22 protein-coding genes are annotated in these 26446 nt (G+C 36.7%); 11 read left to right on the top strand and 11 right to left on the bottom strand.

All coding sequences use genetic code 11. The features are described from left to right. Positions 1 to 193: 193 nt before the first annotated feature. The 4 genes from CDA10_RS04715 to CDA10_RS04700 are packed head-to-tail and all read right to left on the bottom strand — an operon-like array spanning position 194 to position 3954. On the bottom strand, positions 194 to 1225 hold the full coding sequence (locus CDA10_RS04715; RefSeq protein ID WP_089604339.1) for an alpha/beta hydrolase: 1032 nt from the start codon (positions 1223 to 1225) through the stop codon (positions 194 to 196). Next, complete coding sequence (locus CDA10_RS04710) at positions 1225 to 2370, bottom strand: YdcF family protein (RefSeq protein ID WP_089604338.1); 1146 nt, start codon at positions 2368 to 2370, stop codon at positions 1225 to 1227. The genes CDA10_RS04715 and CDA10_RS04710 overlap by 1 nt, the downstream gene beginning before the upstream one ends. 12 nt (positions 2371 to 2382) lie before the next feature. Further along, complete coding sequence (murB, locus tag CDA10_RS04705) at positions 2383 to 3411, bottom strand: UDP-N-acetylmuramate dehydrogenase (protein ID WP_089604337.1); 1029 nt, start codon at positions 3409 to 3411, stop codon at positions 2383 to 2385. A gap of 21 nt (positions 3412 to 3432) precedes the next feature. Continuing rightward, entirely contained in the window at positions 3433 to 3954 is a 522-nt protein-coding gene (locus tag CDA10_RS04700; RefSeq protein WP_089604336.1) for a low molecular weight protein-tyrosine-phosphatase, read from the bottom strand. Between the two features lie 120 nt (positions 3955 to 4074). On the opposite strand from CDA10_RS04700, the gene CDA10_RS04695 reads away from it, so the two are divergent. From CDA10_RS04695 to CDA10_RS04685, 3 genes are all read left to right on the top strand, one after another. Further along, positions 4075 to 5232 (top strand): iron-containing alcohol dehydrogenase, encoded by a 1158-nt coding sequence (locus CDA10_RS04695; protein ID WP_089604335.1) that lies wholly within the window; start codon positions 4075 to 4077, stop codon positions 5230 to 5232. 383 nt (positions 5233 to 5615) lie between these two features. Further along, positions 5616 to 6419 carry an OmpW/AlkL family protein gene (locus tag CDA10_RS04690; protein WP_089604334.1) on the top strand — a complete coding sequence of 268 codons (804 nt, stop codon included), beginning with the start codon at positions 5616 to 5618 and terminating at the stop codon, positions 6417 to 6419. Positions 6420 to 6535: 116 nt separating this feature from the next. Continuing rightward, positions 6536 to 6967 carry an acyl-CoA thioesterase gene (locus tag CDA10_RS04685; protein ID WP_089604333.1) on the top strand — a complete coding sequence of 144 codons (432 nt, stop codon included), beginning with the start codon at positions 6536 to 6538 and terminating at the stop codon, positions 6965 to 6967. On the opposite strand, the gene dnaX is transcribed toward CDA10_RS04685, so the two are convergent. Beyond that, a complete protein-coding gene (dnaX, locus tag CDA10_RS04680; protein WP_089604332.1) occupies positions 6964 to 9180 on the bottom strand; it encodes a DNA polymerase III subunit gamma/tau in 2217 nt (738 codons plus the stop codon). The two genes, CDA10_RS04685 and dnaX, sit on opposite strands and share 4 nt — an antisense overlap. A 231-nt stretch (positions 9181 to 9411) precedes the next feature. Here dnaX and CDA10_RS04675 point away from each other — a divergent pair, with 231 nt between their 5' ends. Then, complete coding sequence (locus CDA10_RS04675; protein WP_089604331.1) at positions 9412 to 10587, top strand: MFS transporter; 1176 nt, start codon at positions 9412 to 9414, stop codon at positions 10585 to 10587. 42 nt (positions 10588 to 10629) lie between these two features. On the opposite strand, the gene CDA10_RS04670 is transcribed toward CDA10_RS04675, so the two are convergent. From CDA10_RS04670 to CDA10_RS04660, 3 genes are all read right to left on the bottom strand, one after another. After that, entirely contained in the window at positions 10630 to 11895 is a 1266-nt protein-coding gene (locus CDA10_RS04670; protein ID WP_089604330.1) for a serine hydrolase domain-containing protein, read from the bottom strand. A gap of 91 nt (positions 11896 to 11986) precedes the next feature. Then, complete coding sequence (locus CDA10_RS04665) at positions 11987 to 12841, bottom strand: MaoC family dehydratase (protein ID WP_089604329.1); 855 nt, start codon at positions 12839 to 12841, stop codon at positions 11987 to 11989. A 158-nt stretch (positions 12842 to 12999) separates the two neighbouring features. After that, positions 13000 to 14391: a 3-oxoacyl-ACP reductase gene (locus tag CDA10_RS04660; protein ID WP_089604328.1), complete on the bottom strand. Its 1392-nt coding sequence runs from the start codon at positions 14389 to 14391 to the stop codon at positions 13000 to 13002. 239 nt (positions 14392 to 14630) lie between these two features. On the opposite strand from CDA10_RS04660, the gene CDA10_RS04655 reads away from it, so the two are divergent. The 5 genes from CDA10_RS04655 to CDA10_RS04635 all read left to right on the top strand — a co-directional run bounded on the left by CDA10_RS04655 (position 14631) and on the right by CDA10_RS04635 (position 20652). Continuing rightward, positions 14631 to 16163, top strand: coding sequence for an acetyl-CoA C-acetyltransferase (locus CDA10_RS04655; RefSeq protein ID WP_089604327.1), 1533 nt, complete (start codon positions 14631 to 14633; stop codon positions 16161 to 16163). A 256-nt stretch (positions 16164 to 16419) separates the two neighbouring features. Then, positions 16420 to 17592, top strand: coding sequence for an iron-dependent methanol dehydrogenase (gene mdh, locus CDA10_RS04650; RefSeq protein ID WP_089604326.1), 1173 nt, complete (start codon positions 16420 to 16422; stop codon positions 17590 to 17592). Between the two features lie 241 nt (positions 17593 to 17833). Further along, complete coding sequence (locus CDA10_RS04645) at positions 17834 to 18664, top strand: SDR family NAD(P)-dependent oxidoreductase (protein WP_089604340.1); 831 nt, start codon at positions 17834 to 17836, stop codon at positions 18662 to 18664. A gap of 152 nt (positions 18665 to 18816) precedes the next feature. After that, on the top strand, positions 18817 to 19650 hold the full coding sequence (locus tag CDA10_RS04640; RefSeq protein ID WP_089604325.1) for an SDR family NAD(P)-dependent oxidoreductase: 834 nt from the start codon (positions 18817 to 18819) through the stop codon (positions 19648 to 19650). Between the two features lie 39 nt (positions 19651 to 19689). After that, complete coding sequence (locus tag CDA10_RS04635) at positions 19690 to 20652, top strand: alpha/beta hydrolase (protein WP_089604324.1); 963 nt, start codon at positions 19690 to 19692, stop codon at positions 20650 to 20652. Positions 20653 to 20681: 29 nt separating this feature from the next. Here the strand turns inward: CDA10_RS04635 and CDA10_RS04630 are convergent, their stop codons facing one another. Next, positions 20682 to 21878, bottom strand: coding sequence for a sigma-54-dependent transcriptional regulator family protein (locus CDA10_RS04630; RefSeq protein ID WP_089604323.1), 1197 nt, complete (start codon positions 21876 to 21878; stop codon positions 20682 to 20684). A 349-nt stretch (positions 21879 to 22227) separates the two neighbouring features. On the opposite strand from CDA10_RS04630, the gene exaC reads away from it, so the two are divergent. Both exaC and CDA10_RS04620 read left to right on the top strand, forming a co-directional pair. Beyond that, positions 22228 to 23739, top strand: a complete 1512-nt coding sequence (exaC, locus tag CDA10_RS04625; RefSeq protein ID WP_089604322.1) for an acetaldehyde dehydrogenase ExaC — start codon at positions 22228 to 22230, stop codon at positions 23737 to 23739. Positions 23740 to 24190: 451 nt separating this feature from the next. Then, on the top strand, positions 24191 to 25108 hold the full coding sequence (locus tag CDA10_RS04620) for an AEC family transporter (protein WP_089604321.1): 918 nt from the start codon (positions 24191 to 24193) through the stop codon (positions 25106 to 25108). 156 nt (positions 25109 to 25264) lie between these two features. On the opposite strand, the gene CDA10_RS04615 is transcribed toward CDA10_RS04620, so the two are convergent. Both CDA10_RS04615 and CDA10_RS04610 read right to left on the bottom strand, forming a co-directional pair. Next, complete coding sequence (locus CDA10_RS04615; protein ID WP_089604320.1) at positions 25265 to 25870, bottom strand: 2-hydroxychromene-2-carboxylate isomerase; 606 nt, start codon at positions 25868 to 25870, stop codon at positions 25265 to 25267. A gap of 67 nt (positions 25871 to 25937) precedes the next feature. Beyond that, a partial coding sequence (locus CDA10_RS04610; RefSeq protein ID WP_157909342.1) for an SDR family NAD(P)-dependent oxidoreductase occupies positions 25938 to 26446 on the bottom strand: 509 nt, incomplete at its 5' end.

Here is a 26446-nt window from a genome sequence, read left to right as displayed (position 1 = left end):
TCGTTTGCTGTATCGCGTCGGGATGCTGCGTATTCTATACAGTTTCAAAACAAGCGCAACCCCCAATTTAACAAAAAAATACTGGTTGTATATTTTTTATACCAATTCACCAAAAAACTGGATTTTTCACTTATTTTTTGACCATTTCAAGTCAATACTTTGCATCTAATCGATAAATTTTAAGATTCCCAACTTATTCAAAATATTCAGCAGAAGATTGCGCATGTAAAAAAGCTGGAATTAATCCTGTAAGTGCAGCACGAATATCAGCCCGCTCATTGATCAACTGATGAGAACCTTCCTCTAACATAAGCAATGTTTGTAATCTGAATTGTTTACGCACAAACTCAATGTTGTATTTCCAATCCACGGTTTGGTCTTGTGCACCTTGTGCTAACCAAACGGGAATACGACATTTTGGATAGGCTTCCATTTCTTGCATCCATTTAGACATCGCCAAAATCCAATCCATTCCCATCATTTTAGGTTGTAGTGGATCTTTAAGTCTTACAAAGCGAAGGAATTCAGGATTATGATTATTTCTTTTAAAATGACGCGGCACTTCTCTCTTAATTCTACGAATAATTCCTAAACCAATTGAATTATGCCACCACGCAGTTTTTGCAGGACGAACCAACGGAGACAGCAATAGCACTCTTCCTACAATAGGATTCTCACGTTTTTGAGCATATTCAAGTAGATGATGCATCCAAATCGCACCACCGGTACTTTGCCCTACGCCCAACCATGGTTTTGGGAGCTGTTCGGCATTTTTAACGTATTGATAAATTGCATGTAAAACCTGTTGGTAATGATCAAAGTTTTTAATATTCGCAGGAGAACCATCACTCAGCCCATGTCCAGGTAAATCATAAGTAATGACACTAAAACCTTGTTCTAATATTTCTTTGATAATGGGTTGGTAAATTCCACTATGTTCTAAATAACCATGTAGTAAACACACTGTACCTTTTAGCTTTTCTGTTTTCGGTTTAAAAACCTGCACATGTAATTTAAACAATGACATTTCAACAAAACCTTGCCATTGCTCACAATCCAATTGATCAAAACCATAGAGCCGTTGATAGGCTTTTATCTCTTTATTCGGAACGTAGTCGCGATTTAAATTAAGTGGTTCCAATAATTTAGGCGTGGTATCACGACTGGGTACAGGTAAATCAAGTTGTTTTAAAATTGTTGGATTTAAAAATGGCATATCTGTCATTATGGTACCTCTCTACAGCCACTTGAACCAAACAACATATCTCGAATGGTTGCTAAAGTTTCGTAATTTGCTCTGCGGCTATGGTTATAATTTTGTTGACTTGGCTGCCACGAAGTCAGTGGTGTAGGCATAGGTGACTCAACTGGAATTGTTTCGATACCATTTAAAGCAAAAAGCCTACGTGTTCTTGGCATATGGTAACGATCTGTAATTAACAATACCGTAGGCGCACCACCTTTTTTTTGCAACAGTAATGAACTAAAACGTGTATTTTCACAGGTATTCATGCTTCTATTTTCTAATAATTTTGCTTCTACACCACGTTCAGCTAACCATTTCTGCATATAAGGTGCTTCCACACCGCTCAATACAATGGGTAAATTTACTTGCTTTTCTAAGGCTAGTGTTGTTTCCAAACGTAATTTTGTGTATTGATTGACTATAATATCTTTTTGATTTTTATCTAAGGTTAATCCTCCACCAAGGACAACAATTGCATAGGGTTGGCTGGCAGACTTAGGTTTTTCAGTATTTTCATCCTGAACCAACGCCATATCTTCCTGTACTTGAGATGCAGTTAATTCACTTGCAGCATACGAGTCTGATTCAGGTTTAGTTTCTTTAATTTTGTACGTTTTTAGAAAAACAATATATTCATCCATTAAAGCTTTATTGTCTTCATTATTCAAATCTAGCAACTCTTTAACAGTTTCAGTGGATTGATCAACATTCACTTCTGAACTTGTTTGTTCTGCAACTAAAGGAATAACTGGTTTTTCTTCAGCATCTTGTTCTTCTTGCTGTTCCTTCGCTATTTTTTCTTGCAGTGCTTTATAACGCAAGCCGAGCGTTGTTATAGTATTTGTGTCTTTACTATTTATCTCCTGTTCCATCAGTTTGAGATAAGCTTGACGTGCAATCCACAAATCGGAACCTGGTTCCAAGTTTTCAGACTCAGATAAAGCTGCATTTTGCTGGCTTTTGGCTGCAACTTGATTTACTTCGACAGGCACAAAAGTATTGAGCAACTTAACCATCATATTCGAATAAAAAGGCGTGTACCAAAAAACCATTAAACAGCCGAAAAATACAAATAATATTGCAATTATTCGTACTAGTCTGACCATCCAATGCAGTTTCACCATAAATTTACTCACTTAATGGTTTTGAATTAACCCAAACTCATTAAAAAGTACGGGCTCTGGCTCTAAATGCATACCAAATTTATCAAAAACATCTTTTTGTACAGCATGATATGTTGCTTGTACATCTGTCAATGTAGCATCTGCGTAATTAACCAATACCAATGCTTGCTTATCAAACATACCCACTTGATTTAAGCGTTTACCCTTCCAACCTGACTGATCTATAAGCCAACCTGCTGCGACTTTAACGTAATTTCCTGTCTGAGGATAATGTGGAATATTTGGGAATTTTGCAATCAATTGTGAAAATTCCGTTTGATTTATAATTGGATTTTTAAAAAAACTTCCAACGTTTGGATATTGTTTAGGGTCTGGTAGTTTACTTTGTCGAATTTGAATCACTTGTTGCTGCAAATTTTCAGCAGTAAGCTCATCACCCATTGCAGTTTTTAAATCACCATAATTCATTTTTAAATCAGCATTTTTGAGCAATTTAAAGACAACATGGGTAATCACGTAACGATTTGGATCATCTTTAAAAATACTATGTCGATAAGCAAAATGACAATCTGATGCTAAAATTGATGCAACTTGATTCAGTTTACGATCAAACACTTCTACAGATTGAATAAATTCACCTGCTTCAACACCATATGCACCAATGTTTTGCACAGGTGATGCACCCACCAAACCGGGAATTAAAGCTAAATTTTGTAAACCATACAACTGTTGTGCTGTCGTCCACAATACAAAATCATGCCAATTTTGCCCTGCACCAACTCTAAGCGTTTTTGTGTGATCATCTTCAGTTACAAATTCAATACCTTGAATATCCATTAAGATGACAAGCGCTTGAATATGTTCAGGAAGCATCATATTACTGCCACCTGAAAGCAACAGCACATTTAAATCATTATTTTGCGCAAACAATAAAGCGTCTTGAAGTGCTTGAATCGATTGAACTTTAACAAAATGTGAAGCAGTTGAATCCAAACTCAAAGTATTGAAAGGCTTTAGTTGAACCTGAAACTCAATATTCATAACTAACTATATTTCCTAAAATTATTTCAATGACTTGCTTTGGAATTGTTGTTGAAACACATTCACCCACCCTACACTGCTCGATTCACATTGATTAAGCACTCGTTCAAAACCATCTCCTTCACCATAATAAGGATCAGGTAAAGCTTGTTGTGGATATTGAGCATCATGCTCACTCATCAAAGCAATTTCAGCTTTAATACGATGTAATTCATGCTCTTTTAAAGCCTGCTGCATACATTGTTGAATATCATCATAATTTTGATGATCCATAGCCAAAATCAAATCAAATTCTAAAAAATCTTGCGTGGTTAATTGACGTGCACGTAATGCGGAAAGATCAAAGCCTCTTTTTAAGGCATGCTTTTGACTACGTTCATCAGGCGCTTTATTGGGATGATAATTACTGGTTCCAGCAGAATCAACAAGGATATTGAGTTGTTTTTCATCACAATAATGTCGTAAAACCACTTCTGCAGTTGGTGAACGGCAAATATTTCCTAAGCACACACACAAAACTTTGTATGGCATTTTGGATGACATAACAACCTCAAATGATCATTTCTTTTATAAGGGCTTATGTTAAGTTATTTAGCATGCGAATCCTATAGAACTGTAAAACAATAGTGTTTAATTTATGATGATAGATTAAGGATAATACATATGAACCATTTTCAATTTCAAACAGTTGCCAATATCATTTCAGGATTAGGATCAATTCAAGAACTCAGCAACTTAATTGCACAAAAAAATTATAAAAAAGCCTTAATTGTCACTGATGCAGGAATGATTCAACACGCTTTACATTTACCTTTATTGAAAATACTCAAACAAAGCAATTTAAATTACGAAATTTATTCCGATGTTCAAGCTGATCCTGCTGAACATATTGTTTTATCTGCATCTGAGTTTGCCAAGCTAAATCATGTAGATCTTGTGATTGGTTTTGGCGGTGGCAGTTCTATGGATGTTGCCAAGTTAATTGCTATTTTAGCCAATCCAAATCAATCACAAACCATTCAAGAAATGTACGGTGTTAATAATATTAAAGGTCCACGTTTACCTTTAGTATTGATTCCAACAACAGCGGGGACCGGCTCTGAAGTTACCCCGATTTCAATCGTTACAACAGGTAAAACGACAAAAACTGGAATCGTTTCTCCTATTTTATATGCAGACGTTGCCATTTTGGATGCAACCTTTACTACAGGCTTACCTGCGCATATCACTGCGGCAACGGGTATTGATGCCATGGTGCATGCAATTGAAGCTTATACCTCTAAAATAAAGAAAAATTTTTATGCAGATATACTCGCTAAACAAGCCTTAAAACTGCTCAATAAAAATTTAAAACTGGTTTTACAAGATGGTTCAAATTTAGAAGCACGTCAAAATATGTTGCTTGGCTCAATGCTTGCAGGTCAGGCTTTTGCTAATGCCCCTGTCGGAGCAGTGCATGCTCTAGCGTATCCTTTAGGTGGGCATTTTCATCTTTCGCATGGACATACCAATGCATTGGTTTTATTAGAAGTATTAAAATTCAATGCACCTGAAGCCAAGCAACTTTATGCCGAATTAATGCAATGGCTAAACCCTTTCAGCCAAGGAAGCACTGAAGGTTTATGCGACTTGTTTATAGATCATATGCAAAGCCATCTCGATCAAAGTGGTTTGACATTAAAATTAAGAGATTTAAATGTTCAAAAAAATCAATTAGAAACACTTGCAAACGATGCGATGCTACAAACTCGTTTATTGCAAAATAATCCTAGAGAGTTGAAACAAGCAGATGCTCTGAAAATTTATCAAGCTATTTACTAAACCTTTCAATGAGAATGCATAAAACCGCTGATAATTTAATGCAAGTTTAACCCATAAAAAAAAGGCTAAGTTTGCTTAAATTATCATCCAATGCAAAATATATGAATTACATTTTTATTATTTAATTCTCAAATTGTGCAAAGAATAGCTAAAATTATTCCACTTATATTACATTTTTTAATCAATCAGCTAATATATAAAAACGTTTAAAATTCTAATAATATTTTATATATCATAATTTTAAAAAACTTAATTATATTTTTAATGACTAACTGGTAGATTTTTTACTGCCATTTTCATTTAATTTTTAAAACAATTACTCTAGAATCGCTGCCGATCTTGATCGGAAAATCAAGACGACCGACAGTACTGGAAACAATTCTATGAACAAACTTACATTAGCAATCCTCCCTTTCGCATTGATGGGCTTAAATACAGCCTCTCAAGCCGCAACTTCTGACGGAAAAACATTTGGGATTTCTACAGGTTGGCTACATGTTATGCCTCAAAGTAATTCACAAGGTGTAAATGGTAAAACTGGAAACAGTCCTTATCTTGGTTCTTTAGCTAATTTACAATCAGCAAATCCAGAAGCTGGTTTTGAAGTACAAGATTCTGATACTGTGGGTTTAATGCTTGATTACTTTGTAAATGACAACGTTTCATTAGAATTGACTTTAGGTGCTCCACCTGAAATGGAACTTGCAGGCCAAGGTAACATCACTGTTCATGGTGTAAAAGTTATTGATTTAAGTCAATTTGATAAAGCAGCAACTACAGATGCTTATACGCCAACAATCTCTGGCCGTTACCATTTTGGTTCAATCAATAACAAGATTCGTCCATACGTAGGTGCGGGTTTAATGTATGCACATTTCTCAAATGTAGAAACTGACCCAGCGATCAATACAGCACTCAAAAACTCTCCAATTGGTCCATATAACCCATCATTAGGTAAAGTAAAAGTTGATGATGCTTTAGCACCTGTTGCAATGATTGGTGTTGACTACAGCATTACGAAAGACTGGTATGCCACTGCATCAGTGTCTTATGCACATCTATCTACATCTGCCGAATTAAAAGTAAGTGGTATGACGCCAGCAGGCAAAACCACGTTGATTTCGGGTAAAAGTGATATTGAAATTAAACCTATCGTGACTTATATCGGTATCGGTTACCGCTTCTAATTTAAAAATTAGAACAAGAAGCCCATTAAACCCTTTTGTTTAATGGGCTTTTTTCATATAGCATGGAGCTAAGCAGAAAATTCAAATGTAAACAATAAATTTTAGAAGTCCTTTAAATGAAACCAGAAATTAAAAACCGTTCTCAATATAATTTTCTATTCCCAATTCAAACGCGTTGGGCGGACAATGATATCTATGGGCATGTCAATAATGTGACTTATTATAGCTACTTTGATACCGCAGCCAATGCACTACTAATTCAACATGCTGCTTTTGATATTCACCATTCACCAATTATTGGTTTAGTCGTAAACTCATCCTGTAATTTCCTAGAAGAGCTCACTTATCCAGAAATTATTGACGTGGGTGTTGCTATTTCAAAAATAGGCAATTCATCCCTGACTTATGATCTCGCTATTTTCAAACAAGACAAACAACAAGCTTCTGCTCAAGGTCAATTTGTTCATGTTTTTGTTGAACGTGAAACGAAAAAAAGCACCTCGATTCCTCAAGAAATGCGAGATGCTTTAGAACCTTATTTAGCTTAAAGTTTTAATTGGATATTTTGTAATTGCCCATCAAAAGCATCAACTAAACTTTTTACAACAGCTTCTTGATGTAACATTTCACCTGCACGATGAAAAGCTTTAGCTTTACGATCGTTTTGCATCATATAAGGTGTGGTTGACGCGATCTCAACATACTCAACATTAAATATAGTACTTGCCCACTGCTGCTTCAATGCAGCTTCCAAATCAAATTGCGCTTGCCCTAATAGCTTTTCATATTTCTTGGGAATGTGAAAAACGGATTGAGCATCAATCTGCCCAGTCATTAAGCCATGTTGCGCAAGCTCTTGAACAGCTGGTGAAAGTACACTATTTCTAAACCAATATTCCCACTTATCAACTGTCCATTCACCTTCTAAAACTTGCGCTTTCAAAGTCAAAATTTCTTGTGGGCTTTGCTGATGATTTACAGATATCAATTGATTTGCTACTTTTTCATCCGCTTCACTGGTAACACTCAACTGCATCTCTTGAGCTTTTTCAATGTGTTGAGTTAAAACTGCTTGGTTTTTTTGTTGCGTTTGAGGCTGTTGAACCTGTACTTGATCAGCCTGTTCTGTGCTTTCAGGTGCCAAAAAGAATACATCTTGCTGTGCCGTAGCTTGTACAGTTTGCATGTTCTGAGCGGTCGAAGAAATTGAATCTCCACCAAATAAGCTTAAACTTGGTTCATCTGTAGCTTGTGTCGCTAAATGCTCAGTTATTTGTTGATTCGACAATACTTCACTGTGCTCACTAGTCTGAGAAGACTCTATGTTTGTCTCTGTATTTGTCTGAATATTTTCAGATAAATCTACAATTTCATCATCTAAAAAATCATCACTACTCGGCTCATTCTCTACAATATGATGTTCCGATAATTCATCTTCAATATCTTCAAAAGCAGGATCAAAACCCTGATTGATATTTTGTGTTGAGCTAGGCTCTGGAACATTTACAACATTTTGTGGGTTTGTAATTGCAGCCTGAGCGCTAAACACTTCATTTTCAGTAGAATTCGTCTTTATATCTGGAATAGGCTGAGCTTCAATCTGCGCCTGATTAACTGAATGACTATTTTCAACAAGCGATGCAACTGCCTGTTGTTGCACAATAATTTCATTATTTTGTATCGGTCTAAATGCCAATAAACGCAGCACAGTCATTTCAAAGCCTTGCTCTTGAGTGACTGCCAATTGCAATTCAGCACGACCTTTACATGCAATCTGATAATACAGTTGTAAATCTTGAGCCGAAACCAACTGTGCAAGTTGCATGATTTTTCGATTAATTTCAGCACTATATTTCAAGCTAAGTTCAGGCAAATATTGCAACATTGCCAATTCATGCAATGTTGAAATAAATTGATCTAAAACCAAAGATACATCCAAAGCTTGCTGTCTGAATTGTAAGAGAAGCTGGCTCACTCGCTCACGCTGATTTTTGTGAATCGCTAGAATCAAATCATAGATAATTGTACGGTCGATTAGACCTAACATTTCTTTTACATCTTGATGATGAATCGCCCCTTGTCCATAAGCAATCGCTTGGTCGGTCAATGACAATGCATCACGTAATGAACCTTGTGCAGATTCAGCAATTTGCCAAATTGCATCTTGTTCAGCGTTAATATTTTCTTTATTTAAAATATCACCTAAATGATGGGTAATTTCATCTACAGCCAAAGGACGCAATGTAAATTGCAAACAACGTGAAATAACCGTAATCGGTAATTTTTGAGGGTCAGTTGTTGCGAATAAAAATTTGACATGTTCTGGTGGCTCTTCCAGTGTTTTCAACAAAGCATTGAAAGAATGCGTAGAAAGCATATGCACTTCATCAATCAAATAGACTTTGAATCGCCCCTGAGTCGGTGCATAAGGTACGTTGTCTAAGAGTTCACGTGTATCTTCAACTTTGGTTCGTGATGCTGCATCAATTTCAATCAGGTCAATAAAGCGACCTTCATTCACTGCTTTACATGTTGCACAAACTTCGCACGGCGTTGAAGTAACACCAGTTTCACAGTTTAGACATTTAGCCAAAATACGCGCAATGGTGGTCTTTCCAACACCTCGTGTCCCTGTAAATAGGTACGCATGATGCAAACGTCCACGATCTAAAGCACTGGTCAGTGCACGTGAAACGTGATTTTGTCCGACCAATTCATTAAAATTACGTGGGCGATATTTACGTGCAAGTACCTGATACATGAAAGCTCCTATTTACAGGTCTTAGGATACTGTTTTTTAAGTCTAGAGTGAATTAAAAATGCGAAATCAATCATCATAAGTTGAAATAGAATTCAATAATGAAGACTTCATTGCTTAAACCAAGCTTTCCATTAGATGAATTTATTATTTTTACACACAAAATATTCAACTTAGCCTGTTGTATTCTTCATAGCTTGTATTTAACATCAAGAAAAACTTTAGAAAAATCAAATGCAGGAAAAAATTTATACAAAGCATTTTATTGTGTTTTCGACACTTTATTACTTAGGGATAAATTTATCAATCTTCATTATGCCTTTGTATTTCAATGAAAATAATGCAGTTAAAATTTATGGACTAGCTTATGCAAATCTATCTTTGGCAGGAATATTTTCAATATTTCTAGGTAGAATCGTTGATAAATTCAATTGGATAACAACACTAACCTTTAGCATACTTATTTATGCTCTAGCAATGCTTGGGCGAATCATTACCAATGAATATCTTGCTGTTTTCATCGCTTTTATTGCTGGACTTGCAGCATCTACTGGGGTCTTAAGTCTAAAAAACTGGATGGCTTATAGTACCCAAACCAATTTAACCAATCGCCTTGTACTCTATCGCAGCTTAATCTTCCATTCGACCAATTTATTTTCAATCATTTTTGTATTAGCACTTGCCTATATCACACCGAATAAAAACCATCTGTATTGGTCATTATTGGTTTTATCTGCAAGCATTGTGTTTATTGCATGGATATTCTTTTTAAAAATTAGAAATAATTATCACGTAGATCAGCACCAAAATAAAACGCTTTCCAAGATTAAATTTAATCCCATCATCTTACTATTTTCTTTAAATATGATCTTCTCTGGTTGTTATTCAGGGCTCATCAAACCCTACTTGATTCTTTTATTCATCAAAAAAGGATTTTCTGATGAATATTCAATTTCTATTAATCTACTGATTGTTTTTGCACAAGTTATATTCACAACTATCGTAATTAAAAAACTAAATTTCTTTTCTAAATTTCCAATAAAACTACTCATTTGCCTAGAAATAGCTTTATTGCTCATCTACCTATTTTTATATTTTGAATATTCAGAAATGAGTATTTTTGTACTGTTATTTATCTTTATTTTAAGAACATTTCTATTATCAACCAGTACATGTACGGAAGAAATCATTCACATGCAATATATTTCAAAAGAACAATTCGCTTCTGTATTTGGATTATTACTCACTTTATTTTTGGTCGGTGATTCGTTTGGTGCATTTATATCTTCCTTGGTTTTTAATCATAATTACTTGAATATATTTTTAATTTCAGCAGGATTTGTTCTATTTAATCTTTGCACATACATCTTACTTAACTTCGCTGTCAAAAAGCACCATCACATAGAATAGTGCTCTTCAAGTTATTAAATAGAATAGCGAATCACTATTCAATCAAAACCATCCCTTACTGCCCTTAATTTCGGCATCTGCGCATCGTAAAGCTTCTTGAGTTAAGCCCCAAAGACGATAATCACCTGTGATTGAACCAATTTTAAAATTATGTGTATAGGCAAAACTTAACTCACGTTGTGGATCACACCAAGCACCTGAGCCATTATAACCAATATGACCAAAACCTTTTTTAGCGCGTTTACCCATCGTGATTACACGGTGATAACCTAAACGCCATTTCATTGGAATAGGCATCACACGATCACGTTTAATACATTGAATCTTGCTTAACTCAGCAAATATTTCAGGTTTAATAAATACTTTGCCATCCCAAACGCCTTTATTTGCCATCATGGCATAAATTTTTGCCAGACTATTTGCGGTAAAAACACCATTGGCAGCAGGAATGATCGCTTGTAAACCTTGATCACTAAAAAAGCTAAAATCACGCATGCCTTTCGGCACCATTGCATCTATAAAATCTTGCGGGTTCTGACCACTCAACTCAATCAACTTATCTGAAAAAGAAACAATCGTTTTGTTCTTTGCCTTAGTTTTTTCAGTTCGTGATTCATTTTTTTGTATTGGCTCTGCTTTGGCAATTAAACGTGCAACACGATCTAGCTCAAACGCAGGAATACCAAAATAAGCCCCATCCAGTTCAAGTGGCTCAACTAAGTATTTTTGCAATAATGAGGTTAAAGATTGCTGTGTTGCTTTTTCAAGAACGCCACCCACCAACCAACCAAATGTTAAGGCTTGATAAGCAATATCGGATCCGACTGAAAAACGTGGAGTCGCTCGTTCCATGACCGTTAACATATGTTGCCAATCTGCCATTTCAACTGCACGATCAATCAGATTACGGATATCATATAAACCGCTTTGATGACTTAAAATATGACGCAATGTCATATTTTCCTTACCATTTTGCCCAAATTCAGGCCAAAATTTTACGACTGGCGTATCATAATCTAAAAAGCCTTCACTCACGAGAATATGTGCTAAAGTTGCAAGAATACCTTTTCCTGTTGAATAACAAACCGATAAGGTCTGGCTATTCCATTGTTCAGTATTGGATTTTTTCCCCGTATAAATATCAACAACTTTCTTGCCTTGAAAATAAACAGCTAAAGCAGCACCACCTTGCTCTATTCGCCCATCTTGCAAACGACTAAATTGCTCAGCTAAATCTTGAAATCGATGATCAACATAGCCTTGATAATTCAGTTTATCCGCAAAAATAACACTTTTTAGACCGTTCATTTTTCATTCCTATTTTATCTTTATATATCGCTTTTTTATTGTATAAAAAAGCCCAAATCATCTCAATTTAGGCGATCTATTCTATTTGACTTTAAAGTGTTTTGACCACACCTGAAACATGCGGCTTATGCGATTTCTGATTTCGAATCAAGAAATCCGTTGCTTTATTCTCTTCAGCTGTCAAAAACTCAACGGTCGATGGCAGAAATATAGGCAACTTGAAAGCAACATCAGCTTCATACGCATCTGGTAAATTCAAGCTCGCTAAAGCACGTGCTTTACTCCACATCCCATGTGCAATCGCCTGTTTGAAACCAAATGCTTTTGCAGTAACTGCATGGATATGAATTAAATTAAAATCGCCTGAAGTTTTTGCATAACGGCGACCTGTATTTTCAGAAATGTTCCACACATCTTTTACTGAAAAATTAGGTTCTTTACTGTCTTTTGATTTTTCGGCAGTTGAATTGGTGGTTTTTTGACGCGCTAAATAGGTCGTAACACCTTCAACAACAATTGCATTCCCCACCTTCACAGTCGTAATAAAATCGAACTGTAAACCTTTATCATGTGGCTTTAATTCACCAAATTTACATGACAGCGTTAATTGTTCATTTACACCGACTTTGCGTGTTTGCTTGACAACATTACGAATATGTACCAAACCTAACAGTGCAAACGGGAAAGCTTCTGTCGTCATCATGCTCATTTGCAGACTTTGCGACAATACTGTTAAATAAATTGCTGGAATATAACCATTATTTTTAAAGCCACAGACTTCGTTATAGGCTTTTAAATGATTAGAATCAACTTTAAAAGAATCCACCACATATTCAACTTGCGGTAGAACCTTTTCACCTTTCGGCTTTTTGAAAATAAGACCTTGAATAACTTTGGTATAAGCTAAATAAGGCTTTGGAAGTTGACTAAAATGGCGAGTATTCATACTAAACCTTTAAATATTTATCGTTATTAAAAAGTAGCTTCTCAATAAAGAAAATGTCAGGGAGTCTTTACAGTTAGAATCATCTAAATACAAAAACTTCCTGTCCGTACTCTACTTGGACGATCGTAAAACTCAAGCAGAAGTACTTTTCATTTTACTTATGCGCCCAACAAGCTTTGGCCACAAACACGTACAACATTACCATTTAAACCTGTTGAAGCAGTAGATGCAAATAAAGCAATTGTTTCAGCAACATCTACAGGTAACCCACCTTGACTCATAGAGTTCATACGGCGACCTGCTTCACGAATCGCAAATGGAATAGCAGCAGTCATTTGAGTTTCGATAAAACCAGGCGCAACAGCGTTGATGGTAATACCATCTTTTAAAACTGGTGCAGTAAATTTCACTAAACCAATAACACCCGCTTTAGACACTGCGTAATTGGTTTGACCCAAATTACCTGCAATACCTGAAATTGAAGATACGCAAACAATACGACCATTCGCATTTAAGCCATTATTCGACAATAAATAATCGTTAATACGTTCAGCCGCAGACAAGTTAATGTTGATCACAAGATCCCACATTTCAGGCTTCATATTTGCCAAAGTCTTGTCACGTGTGATACCAGCGTTATGCACGATGATGTCTAAACCACCTTGAGCCGCAGCAGCAGTTTTGATTTTTTCACCTGCATCAGCAGCTGTAATATCAATCGCTAATGTAGAACCACCGATTTCAGAAGCAACACGATCAAGATCAGCCTGTTGTGGTGGAACATCTAAACAAATCACATGCGCGCCGTCACGTGCTAAAACATGAGCAATTGCTTCACCAATACCGCGACTTGCACCTGTAACTAATGCTGTTTTACCTGCAAGTGGTTTTGCCCAGTCTACATCTACAACTGCTGCTTTAGAAACACGGATCACCTGACCTGATACATAAGCAGAACGTGGAGATAATGCAAAACGTAATGAAGATTCTAAGTTTTGTGCAGCATCTGCATCGACAAGAATCAATTCAGCCGCAATACCTTTCTTAAACTCTTTACCTACAGATTTAACAAAACCTTCCAAACCACGTTGTGCAATTGCTTGTTTGATTGTTGGCGCTGTTTCAGGTGTTAAACCGACAACAATCACGCGACCAGAAGTTGCAATTTGGCGTGCAATTGGGCTGAAGAATTTGTGCAATTCATTCAGTTGCTCTGAACTTTCAATACCTGAAGCATCAAAAACCACTGCTTTAAACTTAGACTCTTTATCGCCTTCATTGAAAGCACTTACATTCAAACCTGATTTTGCAGCAACTTGCTGAAGCTCAGCATTATTACCTGCATAAGTATTTGCATGAATATTACTTAAAATCTGTGCGATTTCACCTGAGAACTTGCTGTTTGGTGCTGCACCAAATAAAACAGCGCCTTTTACAACAGGTGTTGCCGATTCAAAACGGTCTAATTGAATTGGAGATGGTAAACCTAAATTTTTAATTACAAATTTACCGATTGGAGATTTTGCAAAAGTTTGGTATTGATCAGACATGATTATTATCTCTATAACAAATTAGTTTTGTATGGCTCTTAAGGTATCTTTTAACTTTAAAACAATCTCAGATACTTATAATATAAAGACCCATAACTTTCAGGTAAATCATACTTGAGTTACAATAATGTTGACTTGACCTGAAACAATCCTCAAATGTCATTATAGTCAATTCAGCACATTATTGATTATGTTAATGTAAGCACCAAGAAGATTATCCACATGCTTGGAAAAGCCTTATGAGCAAAACAACTCAAGAAAATCCAACAGTAGAGAATTCTACAAAAGAAACTGTGTCAAATACATCAAAAACTCGTACACGCACGAGTAACGCAAATAGCACTGTTTCAAATGCAACAAATAGCACAAAAAAGCCAAGTACTCCTACGGCTTCTACTACACGTAGAAAAAGTGCACCGGCAAAAAAAGCTGAAATACCTTCAACGTCGGAAACACAAACTTCTGGTCAACAGGACAAAAATATGAGTCAAAATACTGTTCGTCGCGTAGCAATTATCGGTGGTAACCGTATTCCTTTTGCACGTTCAAATGGTCCTTACTTCAAAGCATCGAACAGCGACATGCTGACTGCTGCTTTAAATGGTCTTGTAGAACGTTATAACCTTCAAGGTCAACGTTTAGGTGAAGTTGTTGCAGGTGCTGTACTTAAACACAGCCGTGATTTCAACATGACTCGTGAATGTGTATTAGACACTCAGCTTGCTCCTGAAACACCTGCTTATGATATTCAACAAGCATGTGCAACTGGCTTACAAGCTGCTTTCCTTGTTGCCAATAAAATTGCATTGGGTCAAATTGAAGTCGGTATTGCAGGTGGTGTAGATACAACTTCAGATGCTCCTATCGCATTAGGTGATGGTATCCGTAAAGCATTACTTGAGTTGAATATTGCTAAAACAGGTAAAGACCGTTTAAAAGCATTATCAAAAATCAATGTAAAAGATTTGATGGATGCGCCTAAAAATGGTGAACCACGTACTGGTTTATCAATGGGTGATCACCAAGCCATTACTGCTTTAGAATGGGGTATTGCTCGTGAAGCTCAAGACGAACTTGCAGCATCTTCACACCAAAAAATGGCAAAAGCGTATGAAGAAGGTTTCTTTGACGACCTTATTACGCCTTTCCTTGGTTTAACTAAAGACAATAACCTTCGTCCAGATTCTTCTGTAGAAAAACTTGCAAAACTTAAGCCAGTATTTGGTAAGGGTGAAACTGCAACAATGACTGCCGGTAACTCTACACCTTTAACTGATGGTGCATCTGTTACTCTTCTTGCATCTGAAGAATGGGCTAAAGCAAATGGTCATGAAGTTTTAGCTTATTTGTCATTTAGCGAAACTGCTGCTGTTGATTTCATTGGTAAAGATGGCCCTAAAGAAGGCTTATTGATGGCTCCCGCTTATGCAGTTCCACGTATGCTTGAACGTGCTGGTCTTAAACTTCAAGATTTTGATTTCTATGAAATCCATGAAGCTTTTGCATCACAAGTTCTTTCTACGCTTAAAGCATGGGAAGATCCTAAGTTCTGTAAAGAGCGTTTAGGTTTAGATGCACCATTAGGTTCAATTGATCGTTCTAAATTAAACGTAAAAGGCTCTTCTTTAGCTGCGGGTCATCCATTCGCTGCTACTGGTGGTCGTATTCTTGCAACTGCTGCAAAACTTCTTAATGAAAAAGGTTCAGGTCGTGCATTGATCTCAATCTGTGCAGCTGGTGGACAAGGTGTGGTTGCAATTGTAGAGAAATAATCCTCCCTACTTTATAACCAACAGAAAAACCCTTAAAGCAATTTAAGGGTTTTTTTATTTCCCAAATTTATTATTTTTTGTCAAAACTAAAAATCAGCAACGTTTTTCAAAAATATAACCCTATGTTTCTAATAAAAAATATTTGGTAGGTATTTAGTAGGTATTCAAAAAACCACCTAAAGACAATACTCAATCTCAAGGTGATCACCACCTGTTGGAATAATGAAATAACAAATATGGTAGAAGGAATCGCACCATGGCTTTTAAAAATATTGCTGATCAAACAAACGGTTTTTACATCCCTTGCGTATCACTTTTTGGACCAGGTTGTGCCAAAGAAGTCGGAATTAAAGCGCAGAACTTAGGTGCAAAAAAAGCGCTCATCGTAACCGATGCTGGTTTATTTAAATTTGGCGTTGCTGACATTATCGCGAGCTATTTAAAAGACGCGGGTGTAGACAGCCATGTATTTGCTGGCGCAGAACCCAACCCAACCGATATCAACGTACACAATGGTGTCAAAGACTATAATGATCATGGTTGTGACTTTATTGTTTCTCTTGGCGGTGGCTCATCACATGACTGCGCTAAAGGCATTGGTCTAGTCACTGCGGGTGGTGGACATATCCGTGATTATGAAGGTATCGATCAAAGTAAAGTGCCGATGACACCTCTCGTCGCGATCAATACCACAGCAGGTACGGCTTCTGAAATGACTCGCTTCTGTATCATTACCAATACAGACACGCATGTAAAAATGGCGATTGTCGATTGGCGTTGTACACCTCTCGTTGCAATTGATGATCCTAAGCTGATGATTGCCAAACCTGCTGCACTTACTGCTGCAACAGGTATGGATGCATTAACACATGCTGTTGAGGCTTATGTATCAACTGCTGCCAATCCAATTACAGATGCATGTGCTGAAAAAGCCATTAGCATGATTAGTGAATGGTTAAGCCCTGCCGTTGCCAATGGTGAAAATATTGAAGCACGTGATGCAATGGCTTATGCACAATATTTAGCAGGTATGGCATTTAACAATGCTTCATTAGGCTATGTACATGCAATGGCACATCAACTTGGTGGTTTCTACAACCTTCCGCATGGCGTTTGTAATGCAATCTTATTGCCACATGTGTGTGAATTTAACCTCATCGCATGCCCAAGTCGTTATGCAAAAATTGCACAATTGATGGGTGTAAATACCGAAGGCTTAACTGTCACTGAAGCTGCTTATTCTGCTATTGATGCAATCCGTGAATTATCTGCTTCGATTGGTATTCCATCTGGGCTCGCTGAGCTTGGTGTAAAAGCTGAAGATCATGCGGTGATGACATCAAATGCGCAAAAAGATGCGTGTATGCTCACCAATCCTCGTAAAGCAACAGACGCTCAAGTCATCAGTATTTTTGAAGCAGCAATGTAATTCTTTTCCAATCTTTAGTTTTACTGTTTCTTAGGAATATTGCTTCAGCAATATTCCTTTTTTCTTTTCAATTTATCTCTTGAATTTTCAGAAGAAATAAAACAACAATTATTTGAACAAACAAAAAATAAATGAGCATTTAGCCATCGGCAAATCAAAATGCAGAATAAACATTGACAATTAATATTGTCTAAATGAAAATCAAGCTCTCAGTTAAAATAAAATGCTTGGTATGGTCCAAATGAAAACAATTATTATCACAGGTGCGAATACAGGTATTGGTTTAGCCACGGCTACAGAGTTTATCAAGGATGGGCATCATGTCATTATTGCTTGTCGAAATATACAAAAAGCGCAACAAGCAAAACAACAGTTGGAAAGTTTCGGTACAGGCAAAGTTGATATTATCCAACTTGACCTCAACAGTCTTGAACAAGTAAATCAAACAGCAAATCACATTATTGAAAACTATGAAAAAGTTGATGTGTTGGTCAACAATGCTGGCATGATGACGCCAACTTTAGAAGCAACTGAAGAAGGTTATGAAAAACAATTTGGTGTAAATTATTTAGCGCATTTTTTATGGACAATGAAACTTTTACCTCTTGTCCAAAAAGCTGAACGGGGGCGAGTTATCCACCTAGCGTCTATGATGCACCTACTCGGTTCAATTAAACCTGAGATTTTCAAAGCAGATCAAGTCAAGCAATACAATGGTGTACGCAGCTATGGTAATAGTAAATTAGCCAACCTTTTATTTAGCAATGCGTTGGCTGAAAAGCTTCAAGATACTCATGTTACTAGTAATGCTTTACACCCCGGCGGCGTAGATTCTGAAATTTATCGTGAATTGCCAAAATATCAATATAAAGTGATTAAATTATTTTTAATCCCGCCATCAAAACCCGCACAATTAATTAAAAAAATTGCTTTTGATGCCACTTGGAACAATAGAAATGGGGATTATGTGAGTTTACAAACACCTGCAATAAAATCTGCTAAAGCGAAGAATATGCAATTGGCACGTGACTTATATGAGCAATCTTTAACACTCGTACAGCACTATCTTTAATCTTTTGCAACAGCATAAATTGATACAAAAGTAATAGATTTTCCTGAATCAAATACATTTTTGATTCAGGGAATGCCGTCATTAATAAACTTTTTGTTTATGAAACAAAACTTTCGAACTAAAAATGCCGCTTAAACCATGAGAATATAACGATGAAAAAAACAATTTTAATCACTGGCGCAAACGCAGGAATTGGCTTAACCACTGCTGAAGAATTTGTAAAAGAAGGTCACCATGTTATTTTGGCTTGCCGCAATATAGAAAAAGCACAACAAGCCAAACAGCATTTACATAGCATTGGTGAAGGTCAAGTAGATTTAGTACAACTTGATTTAAACAGTCTTGAGAAAGTGAATCAGGCGGCAGATGAAATTTTATCGAAATATACGCATATTGATGTCTTAGTGAATAACGCAGGTTTAATTTCTCAAAACCTAGATGTCACTGAAGATGGTTTTGAAAAACATTTTGGGGTGAATTTCTTAGGTCATTTTTTATGGACGCTTAAACTACTCCCTGCTGTTAAAAAATCAGCACAAGGCCGAATTATCCATCTGTCTTCAATTGGGCATTGGGGTGGAAGTATCCAACCTGAAAAGTTCCTTGCAAAAAACAATAAGCATTACATTATGTTCCCAAGTTACGGCAGCAGTAAGCTTCAAAACCTGTTATTTAGTAACTACCTCGCTACACAACTTGAAGGCACAAATGTCACCAGTAATGCTTTACATCCTGGTGCAGTTGATTCAGAACTGTATCGTCAATTGCCTAAATTTCAATATATGTTCGTTTCGATGGTACTTATTCCACCATCAAAACCAGCAAGATTAATTAAACATATGGCTTTGGATGAAACTTGGGAGAAGAAAAATGGTGAATATGCCAGTGTACAAACCCCAGCTTGGGCTTCTAAAAAATCAAAAGATTTAAAATTAGCGCAACATCTTTATGATTTGTCCTATGATTTAGTGAAAACTTATTTGTAATGTGTTATTAAATTTTGTACAAACATATAGGAATAAATAATGATAACGCAGTCAAATGAATACCAACCTGATGTATTAGGTTCAGGATATGAGCAACTCACGCTCAATTTTCCAGATGATTATGATGGCAAAGTGATTGCTACATTGGTGCGTAAAAAAGCCAATCAAACAACCCATAAAGCTGTTTTATATATTCATGGATTTATTGATTATTTTTTCCAAAAAGAAATGGCTGAACAATTTAACCAACATGGTTATGATTTTTATGCCCTTGATTTAAGAAAATATGGGCGTGCTCACCTGCCACATCAAAAATATTACTATGTGCTTAATTTAAATGAATATGATGCCGAAATAACAGAAGCATTAAAAATCATTGGGCAAGAAGGTCATAGCAATGTGGTTTTAGCAGGACATTCAACAGGTGGCTTAACCTCAACCTTATATGCTGCACATCATCCAAACCATCCATTGATTAAAGCGCTTTGGTGTAATAGTCCGTTTTATGACTTTAATATGCCAGCTTGGAAGAAAAAATTAGCCTTACCTAAATTAAGCGCTTTGGCTAAACACTTCCCAAAACTACAATTTCCGAGTGAACTCAATAAATGGTATGTCACCAGTTTGCATAAAGATTTAAAAGGTGAATGGGACTTCGATTTAGAATGGAAAAAGAAAACATACCCGAAAGTTTATTTAAGTTTTATTCGTAGCATTCACGAAGCGCAAAAAGAAATTCATACAGGCGTGCAAGTCAATGTTCCAACACTGATTATGCATTCACATAAAACCACCTATCCGAAGAAATTTAATCAAGATGCTCAAACCAGTGATGTCATCTTAGAAGTCAAAGATATGATCAAATACGGAAATAAAATACAAGGTGATGTTGCTGTAATGCCCATTCAGAACGGACTACATGATTTAGTCTTATCTGCACCATCTGTACGCGCAGAAGTTTATCAAAAGCTATTTACATGGCTCGAACAGAAGAATATTTAAACACCACAAAACTGATTTGAAATAGCGCATCATTGTTCATCTTTATATTTCATGAGCATTTGATGTGCTGGATGTCCAAGTGGTATTAATTCAATCAATCGCTCAACAGCGTCAATCGCTTCTGGAAAATGTGCTAAATGTTTGAGTAAAGCATCTGTTTCATTGGCTTTAAATATAGCCTCACTCAAACGAGACTCCAAACAGTCTCGCCATGCACATAAAAATGGGCTTTCAGTTTTTGCGAGGAAAACTCCTTTACATAGTTTTAAAGCAGATTCTGTATAACCTGAATCCAAAGCATTTTCAGCCTGTAAAAAATCAGCCTCGACATGCGCCAATAAACGATAAGGGCGAGAACCGAGCATCCCGCCTAAAATATCACGAAGCTGTGACATTTCAGCTTTTAAAGTCCCTACACTCACCTTGCGTTCGCCATAAAGTGCTTGGTGTAAATTCTCTAAATTCATACCTTGAGGGCACAACGCAAGAATGGTCAGAATTTCAATTTGTCGCGGTGTGAGTACAACAATCTTGCCATTAAACAGTACTTGGGGCACTGCAAAGGCACGAATAAATAAATGTTGCTGTTGAAATTCTAACAATGCAGATTGAATAATCGATGCACAACGTTCAGCAGCCAAAAGCCCTAAACTATTATGATGATTCCATGTGGTTGAAAGATCAATGACTCCAAGCACTTGTTTTGAATACGGGTCGATAATCGGTGCTGCATAGCAAACCCAATCATGAATTGAAGACATATAGTGTTCATTGGAAAATACACAACTAGATTGTTGTGTTTTAAGTGACAAAGCTAAAGCATTGGTGCCTACCAATTCTTCACGCCACTGCCCGCCCTCGACAAAATGTACCCGCTCAGCAGCATTTCGCATTTGCCCACTCGCTGCTGACCAAATAATGGTACTGCCCACATCACCAACGGCGGCAACCATAGAGGATTGTTCTGCAATATGTTTTAACTCATCACCGCAATGATCTAAGGCTATTTCTAATGCATTTTTTCTGGCTTTTTTTTGATTGCTTTGCTTTTGAATGAGCAAAGGTGCTGCATCACGATCTTTCGGAATGGATGCAGAATTTGATCGTTGCCAAGAACTGGCAATACTTTGTCCAAGTTGATCTGCATGTTTTAAGGACAAACTACTACTTTGGCGTAATTGCTCAATTAGGTTCCGTTTCTGCGCTAACTCTTGCTGGCTCAACATATGCGACATTCCTATGCAATTTGTCTAAAACTTCCTCTTTTCCCTATCATTATTTTTTTGGGGTCGTTCAATAGTGACACTATCACACTCAGTAGATCGGCCGTCAACCAACCTCATACCAAAGCGGTATAAGCGTAATAAAAATTAACAAAATCATTTGATTATTACGATAAAAGAAACACGTCCAAATATTAGATCATAGTACAAATATTGAGGGTTTATCTTCCAACCTTTCTCCAACCTTTAACTGAATAAGCTCAGACCATCATGTAAATAATGACTGTGTCATACATGCATCTTCATATACTGATCATGTTACGGATCAAGTTAAAAATAAAGGAATATTCTCATGCGTTATGTAGACCCAAATCAAGCTGGTTCAAAAGTTCAATTCAAAGCACAATACGAAAACTTTATTGATGGAAAATGGGTAGCTCCTGTAAAAGGAGAATATTTTGACAATGTCTCTCCTGTCGATGGCAAAGTATTTACCAAAGTCCCACGTTCATCTGCAGAAGATATTGAACTGGCTTTAGATGCTGCACATAAAGCCAAAGTGGCTTGGGGTAAAACCTCTCCAACGACTCGCTCAAACTTGTTGCTTAAGATTGCAGACCGTTTAGAAGAAAATTTAGAATTACTTGCTGTTGCTGAAACTTGGGAAAATGGTAAACCGATTCGTGAAACTCTGGCAGCGGATATTCCATTGTGTATTGACCATTTCCGCTATTTTGCAGGTTGCTTGCGCGCCCAAGAAGGTGGAATTTCTGAAATTGATGAAGATACCATTGCTTACCATTTCCATGAGCCATTGGGTGTCGTGGGTCAAATTATCCCATGGAACTTCCCTATTCTCATGGCGGCTTGGAAACTTGCTCCAGCATTGGCAGCGGGTAACTGTATCGTTCTAAAACCTGCAGAACAAACACCTTCAAGTATCTTGGTTTTGGTTGAACTCATCCAAGACCTACTACCCGCAGGCGTACTGAATATTGTTAATGGTTATGGCGTTGAAGTCGGCCGCCCTTTAGCAACCAACCCACGTATTGCTAAGATTGCATTTACAGGCTCAACCCAAGTGGGTCAATTAATCATGCAATATGCAACTGAGAATATCATTCCAGTGACACTTGAATTGGGTGGAAAATCTCCAAATATCTTCTTTGATGATGTCATGGATAAAGATGATGACTACCTCGATAAAGCACTTGAAGGTTTTGCAATGTTCGCTCTTAACCAAGGTGAAGTATGTACCTGTCCATCACGTGCATTGGTTCAAGAAAGCATTGCAGATAAATTTTTAGAAATGGCGGTTGAACGTGTAAAACGTATCAAAACTGGTCATCCGCTTGATACCGATACCATGATTGGTGCTCAAGCTTCACAAGAGCAACAAGATAAGATTTTAGGTTGTATCGCAACAGGTCGTGCGGAAGGTGCTCAGATCTTGACAGGTGGTGGTGATCGTCAAGAAGTGGGACAAGGTTTTTATATCGAACCGACCATTTTCAAAGGTAATAACAGTATGAAAATTTTCCAAGAGGAAATCTTCGGCCCAGTTTTATCTGTTACAACGTTCAAAGACTATGACGATGCGATTAAGATCGCCAATGACACCATGTATGGCTTAGGTGCTGGTGTTTGGTCACGCTCAGCACATACATCTTATCGTGCAGGTCGTGCGATTGAATCAGGCCGTGTATGGACAAACTGCTACCACATCTATCCTGCACATGCTGCATTTGGTGGTTATAAAAAATCAGGGATCGGGCGTGAAAACCATAAAATGATGCTTGATCATTATCAACAAACCAAAAACTTACTGGTGAGTTATTCAACTAAGGCGATGGGTTTCTTCTAAATTTTTAATTGTTTCCTAATCTAAAAGCGAACTTCGGTTCTAATGNAAGGCGATGGGTTTCTTCTAAATTTTTAATTGTTTCCTAATCTAAAAGCGAACTTCGGTTCTAATGCTGATCAGTTAAGCCTTTTAAAATCCTCCCCAACCCTCCTTTTTCAAAGGGGGGGAGTATCAAGAATCTAAAATTATTTTAAATTCTCAATAGTTCCCCTCTTTTTCCTTGCGCCATAAATGGCTCAGGGTTAGGGGAGATTTTTAGATGAGTAACAACTAAATTACTCTTAACTGACTGGCATTAGACTTCGGTTCGCTTTTTTACTTTGGCTTAATCAATAAAAATAATAACAATAAAAATCCATAGAAAAATATTTGCTAAATCCACAGGTAAAATGGTTTATCTTATACTTGATTGATCTAGATATAAGACAAAACCAAAGCATAGAGCCTGAACATGTTGCAAATCATCAATATTCTCTTTCCAGCTATTGCATTAATCAGCTTAGGTTTTTACTTATTTCAATCTCGTACATTAGATGCAAAGTTTTGGAATGGTGCAGAAAAACTCAACTATTATGTGTTATTTCCATCATTACTGTTCAGTTCGTTGGCAACAGCCAACATGCATATCGCACACATCGATACGATTTTAATTGTAATTTTTCTAGTGATGGCTCTGGTGATTTGCAGTGTGTATTGCTTTGCTAAAATTAAAAAAACCGCTATTTCTCAGATTGGGGTTTATGTTCAAAGCTTGATTCGTTTTAACACCTATATTGGACTTTCTATTGCAACGACTATGAATAACCCAGAAATCAAAAGCATTCTGGTCAATATTCTGGCGATAACAATTCCATTTGTGAACGTTGTTTCAATCCTTTCCCTTACCCCAAAACATCAGTTAAAAATTAAGCACATTTTTATTTCTTTAATCAAAAACCCATTAATAAGCTCTTGCCTAGTGGGTATTTTATTTAATGTTTTCAATATTCCACTTTGGCAAGGTTTTAGCAACTTATTATCCGCATTTTCAAATAGCAGCCTAATGCTTGGTTTACTTTGTGTAGGGACTGCCATTCAGCTCAATACGATTAAAACTTATTTTAAAACGTCTTTAATCATTAGTTTATTGCGAATTGTGGTTATTCCTTGTGTTGCCTTTATCTGCCTACAATGGTTTGAACTGGATTATTCCGCAGTGGTTGCGATTATGATTTTCTTTTCAATTCCCACAGCATCCTCAGCCTACATTCTGACAAAACTACTAAATGGTGATTATCAACTCATGGCTGCTGTGATCAGCTTACAAACGTTATTGTCCATATTTAGCTTGGCGTTGATGCTGACATTAATACAAGCTTATTATGCTTAATACGAATAGCTCTAAGCCCCTATTTTATTATTAATTCATTATATTTTAACGCTTTTTAATAAAATGATGATGAAATTTGCTGAATACTTTTAAACATTGACCAATGATTTAGCAATAATTTCACCATCATTTTACGGCGTATTTCACGTTGATGATTTATTCTGGGTTCTCATCTTTTGAAAGTTCCATTTCTACAAAATGTAAATGATCGATTCCCCAAAACATTTCATCACCGACAAACCAAGTGGGTGCACCAAAAACACCACGTTCAATGGCTTCATCTGTCACCGATTTTAATTGTGCTTTGACTTGTTCATCTGTCAACCAAGCTTGGACTTGCGGCACTTCTAAATCCAACTTTTGAGCAACATTTGCCAATTCATTGATATCATTTAAATTACATGGATTTCCAAACATCGCATCAAATAAACCATTGAGTACTTTTTGGAAATTTTCAGGCTGATAAATCTGTACAGCAGTAATTATTCTCATTAAATTCAAAGTATTGATTGGAAAATATGGATTCATTTGAACAGGAATATTCCACAACTTTGACCAACGCCCTAAATCAATCATCGAATAACGTGCCTTCGCTGGAACTGCCATTGGACTATTGTTGCCTGTTGCTTTAAAAACGCCACCCAGCAACATTGGCTTCCAAACAATTTCGGCTTGATATTGTTGAGCGATCTGCTGAATGCGGTGAAATCCAACAAAGCTATATGGACTACCTAAATCAAAATAAAACACGATTTGTTTCATATACCATTATTCCTTAACTTTTATATGAATATAAAATAATTATCAAAACTTACTTATATAAAGTAACTTACCATTTCTCACTCCATGGGCGTAAATCTAATTCATGCGTCCATGCATCTCGAGGTTGTTGTGAAAGATGCCAGTAATTTTCAGCAATATGCTCTGGATTAAGAATTCCGTCTTGATCTTTCTTTTCATACAACTCAGGAAACGTGGTTTTAATAAAATCTGTATCAATCGCACCATCCACAACTACATGCGCGACATGAATATTTTGCGGGCCAAGCTCACGAGCCATACTCTGTGCCAAAGCACGTAAAGCATGTTTGGCACCTGCAAATGCAGCAAAATAAGCTGCGCCACGCATACCCGCCGTTGCTCCAGTAAAAATGATCGTCCCATGTTGGCGTGTCACCATACGCTTTGCGACTTCTCGCCCAACAAGGAATGCGGAGAAACATGCCATTTCCCAAATTTTAAAATACTTACGTGCTGTTTCTTCTAAAATACTACAAGGGACATTTGCACCAATATTGAAAACTAAAATATCAGGTGGTGTATCAAAAAGTATGCTAA

The organism is Acinetobacter piscicola (assembly GCF_002233755.1).
Lineage (GTDB): Bacteria > Pseudomonadota > Gammaproteobacteria > Pseudomonadales > Moraxellaceae > Acinetobacter > Acinetobacter piscicola.
Note: the sequence above shows the minus strand (reverse complement) of the source record. Positions and strands in the feature narration are given on the sequence as shown.

What these genes read in the sequence shown, in the direction of transcription:
- CDA10_RS04715 (WP_089604339.1), bottom strand. Translation starts at nt 1,225, where the DNA reads ATGACAGATATGCCATTTTTAAATCCAACAATTTTAAAACAACTTGAT.
- CDA10_RS04710 (WP_089604338.1), bottom strand. Translation starts at nt 2,370, where the DNA reads ATGGTGAAACTGCATTGGATGGTCAGACTAGTACGAATAATTGCAATA.
- murB (WP_089604337.1), bottom strand. Translation starts at nt 3,411, where the DNA reads ATGAATATTGAGTTTCAGGTTCAACTAAAGCCTTTCAATACTTTGAGT.
- CDA10_RS04700 (WP_089604336.1), bottom strand. Translation starts at nt 3,954, where the DNA reads ATGTCATCCAAAATGCCATACAAAGTTTTGTGTGTGTGCTTAGGAAAT.
- CDA10_RS04695 (WP_089604335.1), top strand. Translation starts at nt 4,075, where the DNA reads ATGAACCATTTTCAATTTCAAACAGTTGCCAATATCATTTCAGGATTA.
- CDA10_RS04690 (WP_089604334.1), top strand. Translation starts at nt 5,616, where the DNA reads ATGAACAAACTTACATTAGCAATCCTCCCTTTCGCATTGATGGGCTTA.
- CDA10_RS04685 (WP_089604333.1), top strand. Translation starts at nt 6,536, where the DNA reads ATGAAACCAGAAATTAAAAACCGTTCTCAATATAATTTTCTATTCCCA.
- dnaX (WP_089604332.1), bottom strand. Translation starts at nt 9,180, where the DNA reads ATGTATCAGGTACTTGCACGTAAATATCGCCCACGTAATTTTAATGAA.
- CDA10_RS04675 (WP_089604331.1), top strand. Translation starts at nt 9,412, where the DNA reads ATGCAGGAAAAAATTTATACAAAGCATTTTATTGTGTTTTCGACACTT.
- CDA10_RS04670 (WP_089604330.1), bottom strand. Translation starts at nt 11,895, where the DNA reads ATGAACGGTCTAAAAAGTGTTATTTTTGCGGATAAACTGAATTATCAA.
- CDA10_RS04665 (WP_089604329.1), bottom strand. Translation starts at nt 12,841, where the DNA reads ATGAATACTCGCCATTTTAGTCAACTTCCAAAGCCTTATTTAGCTTAT.
- CDA10_RS04660 (WP_089604328.1), bottom strand. Translation starts at nt 14,391, where the DNA reads ATGTCTGATCAATACCAAACTTTTGCAAAATCTCCAATCGGTAAATTT.
- CDA10_RS04655 (WP_089604327.1), top strand. Translation starts at nt 14,631, where the DNA reads ATGAGCAAAACAACTCAAGAAAATCCAACAGTAGAGAATTCTACAAAA.
- mdh (WP_089604326.1), top strand. Translation starts at nt 16,420, where the DNA reads ATGGCTTTTAAAAATATTGCTGATCAAACAAACGGTTTTTACATCCCT.
- CDA10_RS04645 (WP_089604340.1), top strand. Translation starts at nt 17,834, where the DNA reads ATGAAAACAATTATTATCACAGGTGCGAATACAGGTATTGGTTTAGCC.
- CDA10_RS04640 (WP_089604325.1), top strand. Translation starts at nt 18,817, where the DNA reads ATGAAAAAAACAATTTTAATCACTGGCGCAAACGCAGGAATTGGCTTA.
- CDA10_RS04635 (WP_089604324.1), top strand. Translation starts at nt 19,690, where the DNA reads ATGATAACGCAGTCAAATGAATACCAACCTGATGTATTAGGTTCAGGA.
- CDA10_RS04630 (WP_089604323.1), bottom strand. Translation starts at nt 21,878, where the DNA reads ATGTTGAGCCAGCAAGAGTTAGCGCAGAAACGGAACCTAATTGAGCAA.
- exaC (WP_089604322.1), top strand. Translation starts at nt 22,228, where the DNA reads ATGCGTTATGTAGACCCAAATCAAGCTGGTTCAAAAGTTCAATTCAAA.
- CDA10_RS04620 (WP_089604321.1), top strand. Translation starts at nt 24,191, where the DNA reads ATGTTGCAAATCATCAATATTCTCTTTCCAGCTATTGCATTAATCAGC.
- CDA10_RS04615 (WP_089604320.1), bottom strand. Translation starts at nt 25,870, where the DNA reads ATGAAACAAATCGTGTTTTATTTTGATTTAGGTAGTCCATATAGCTTT.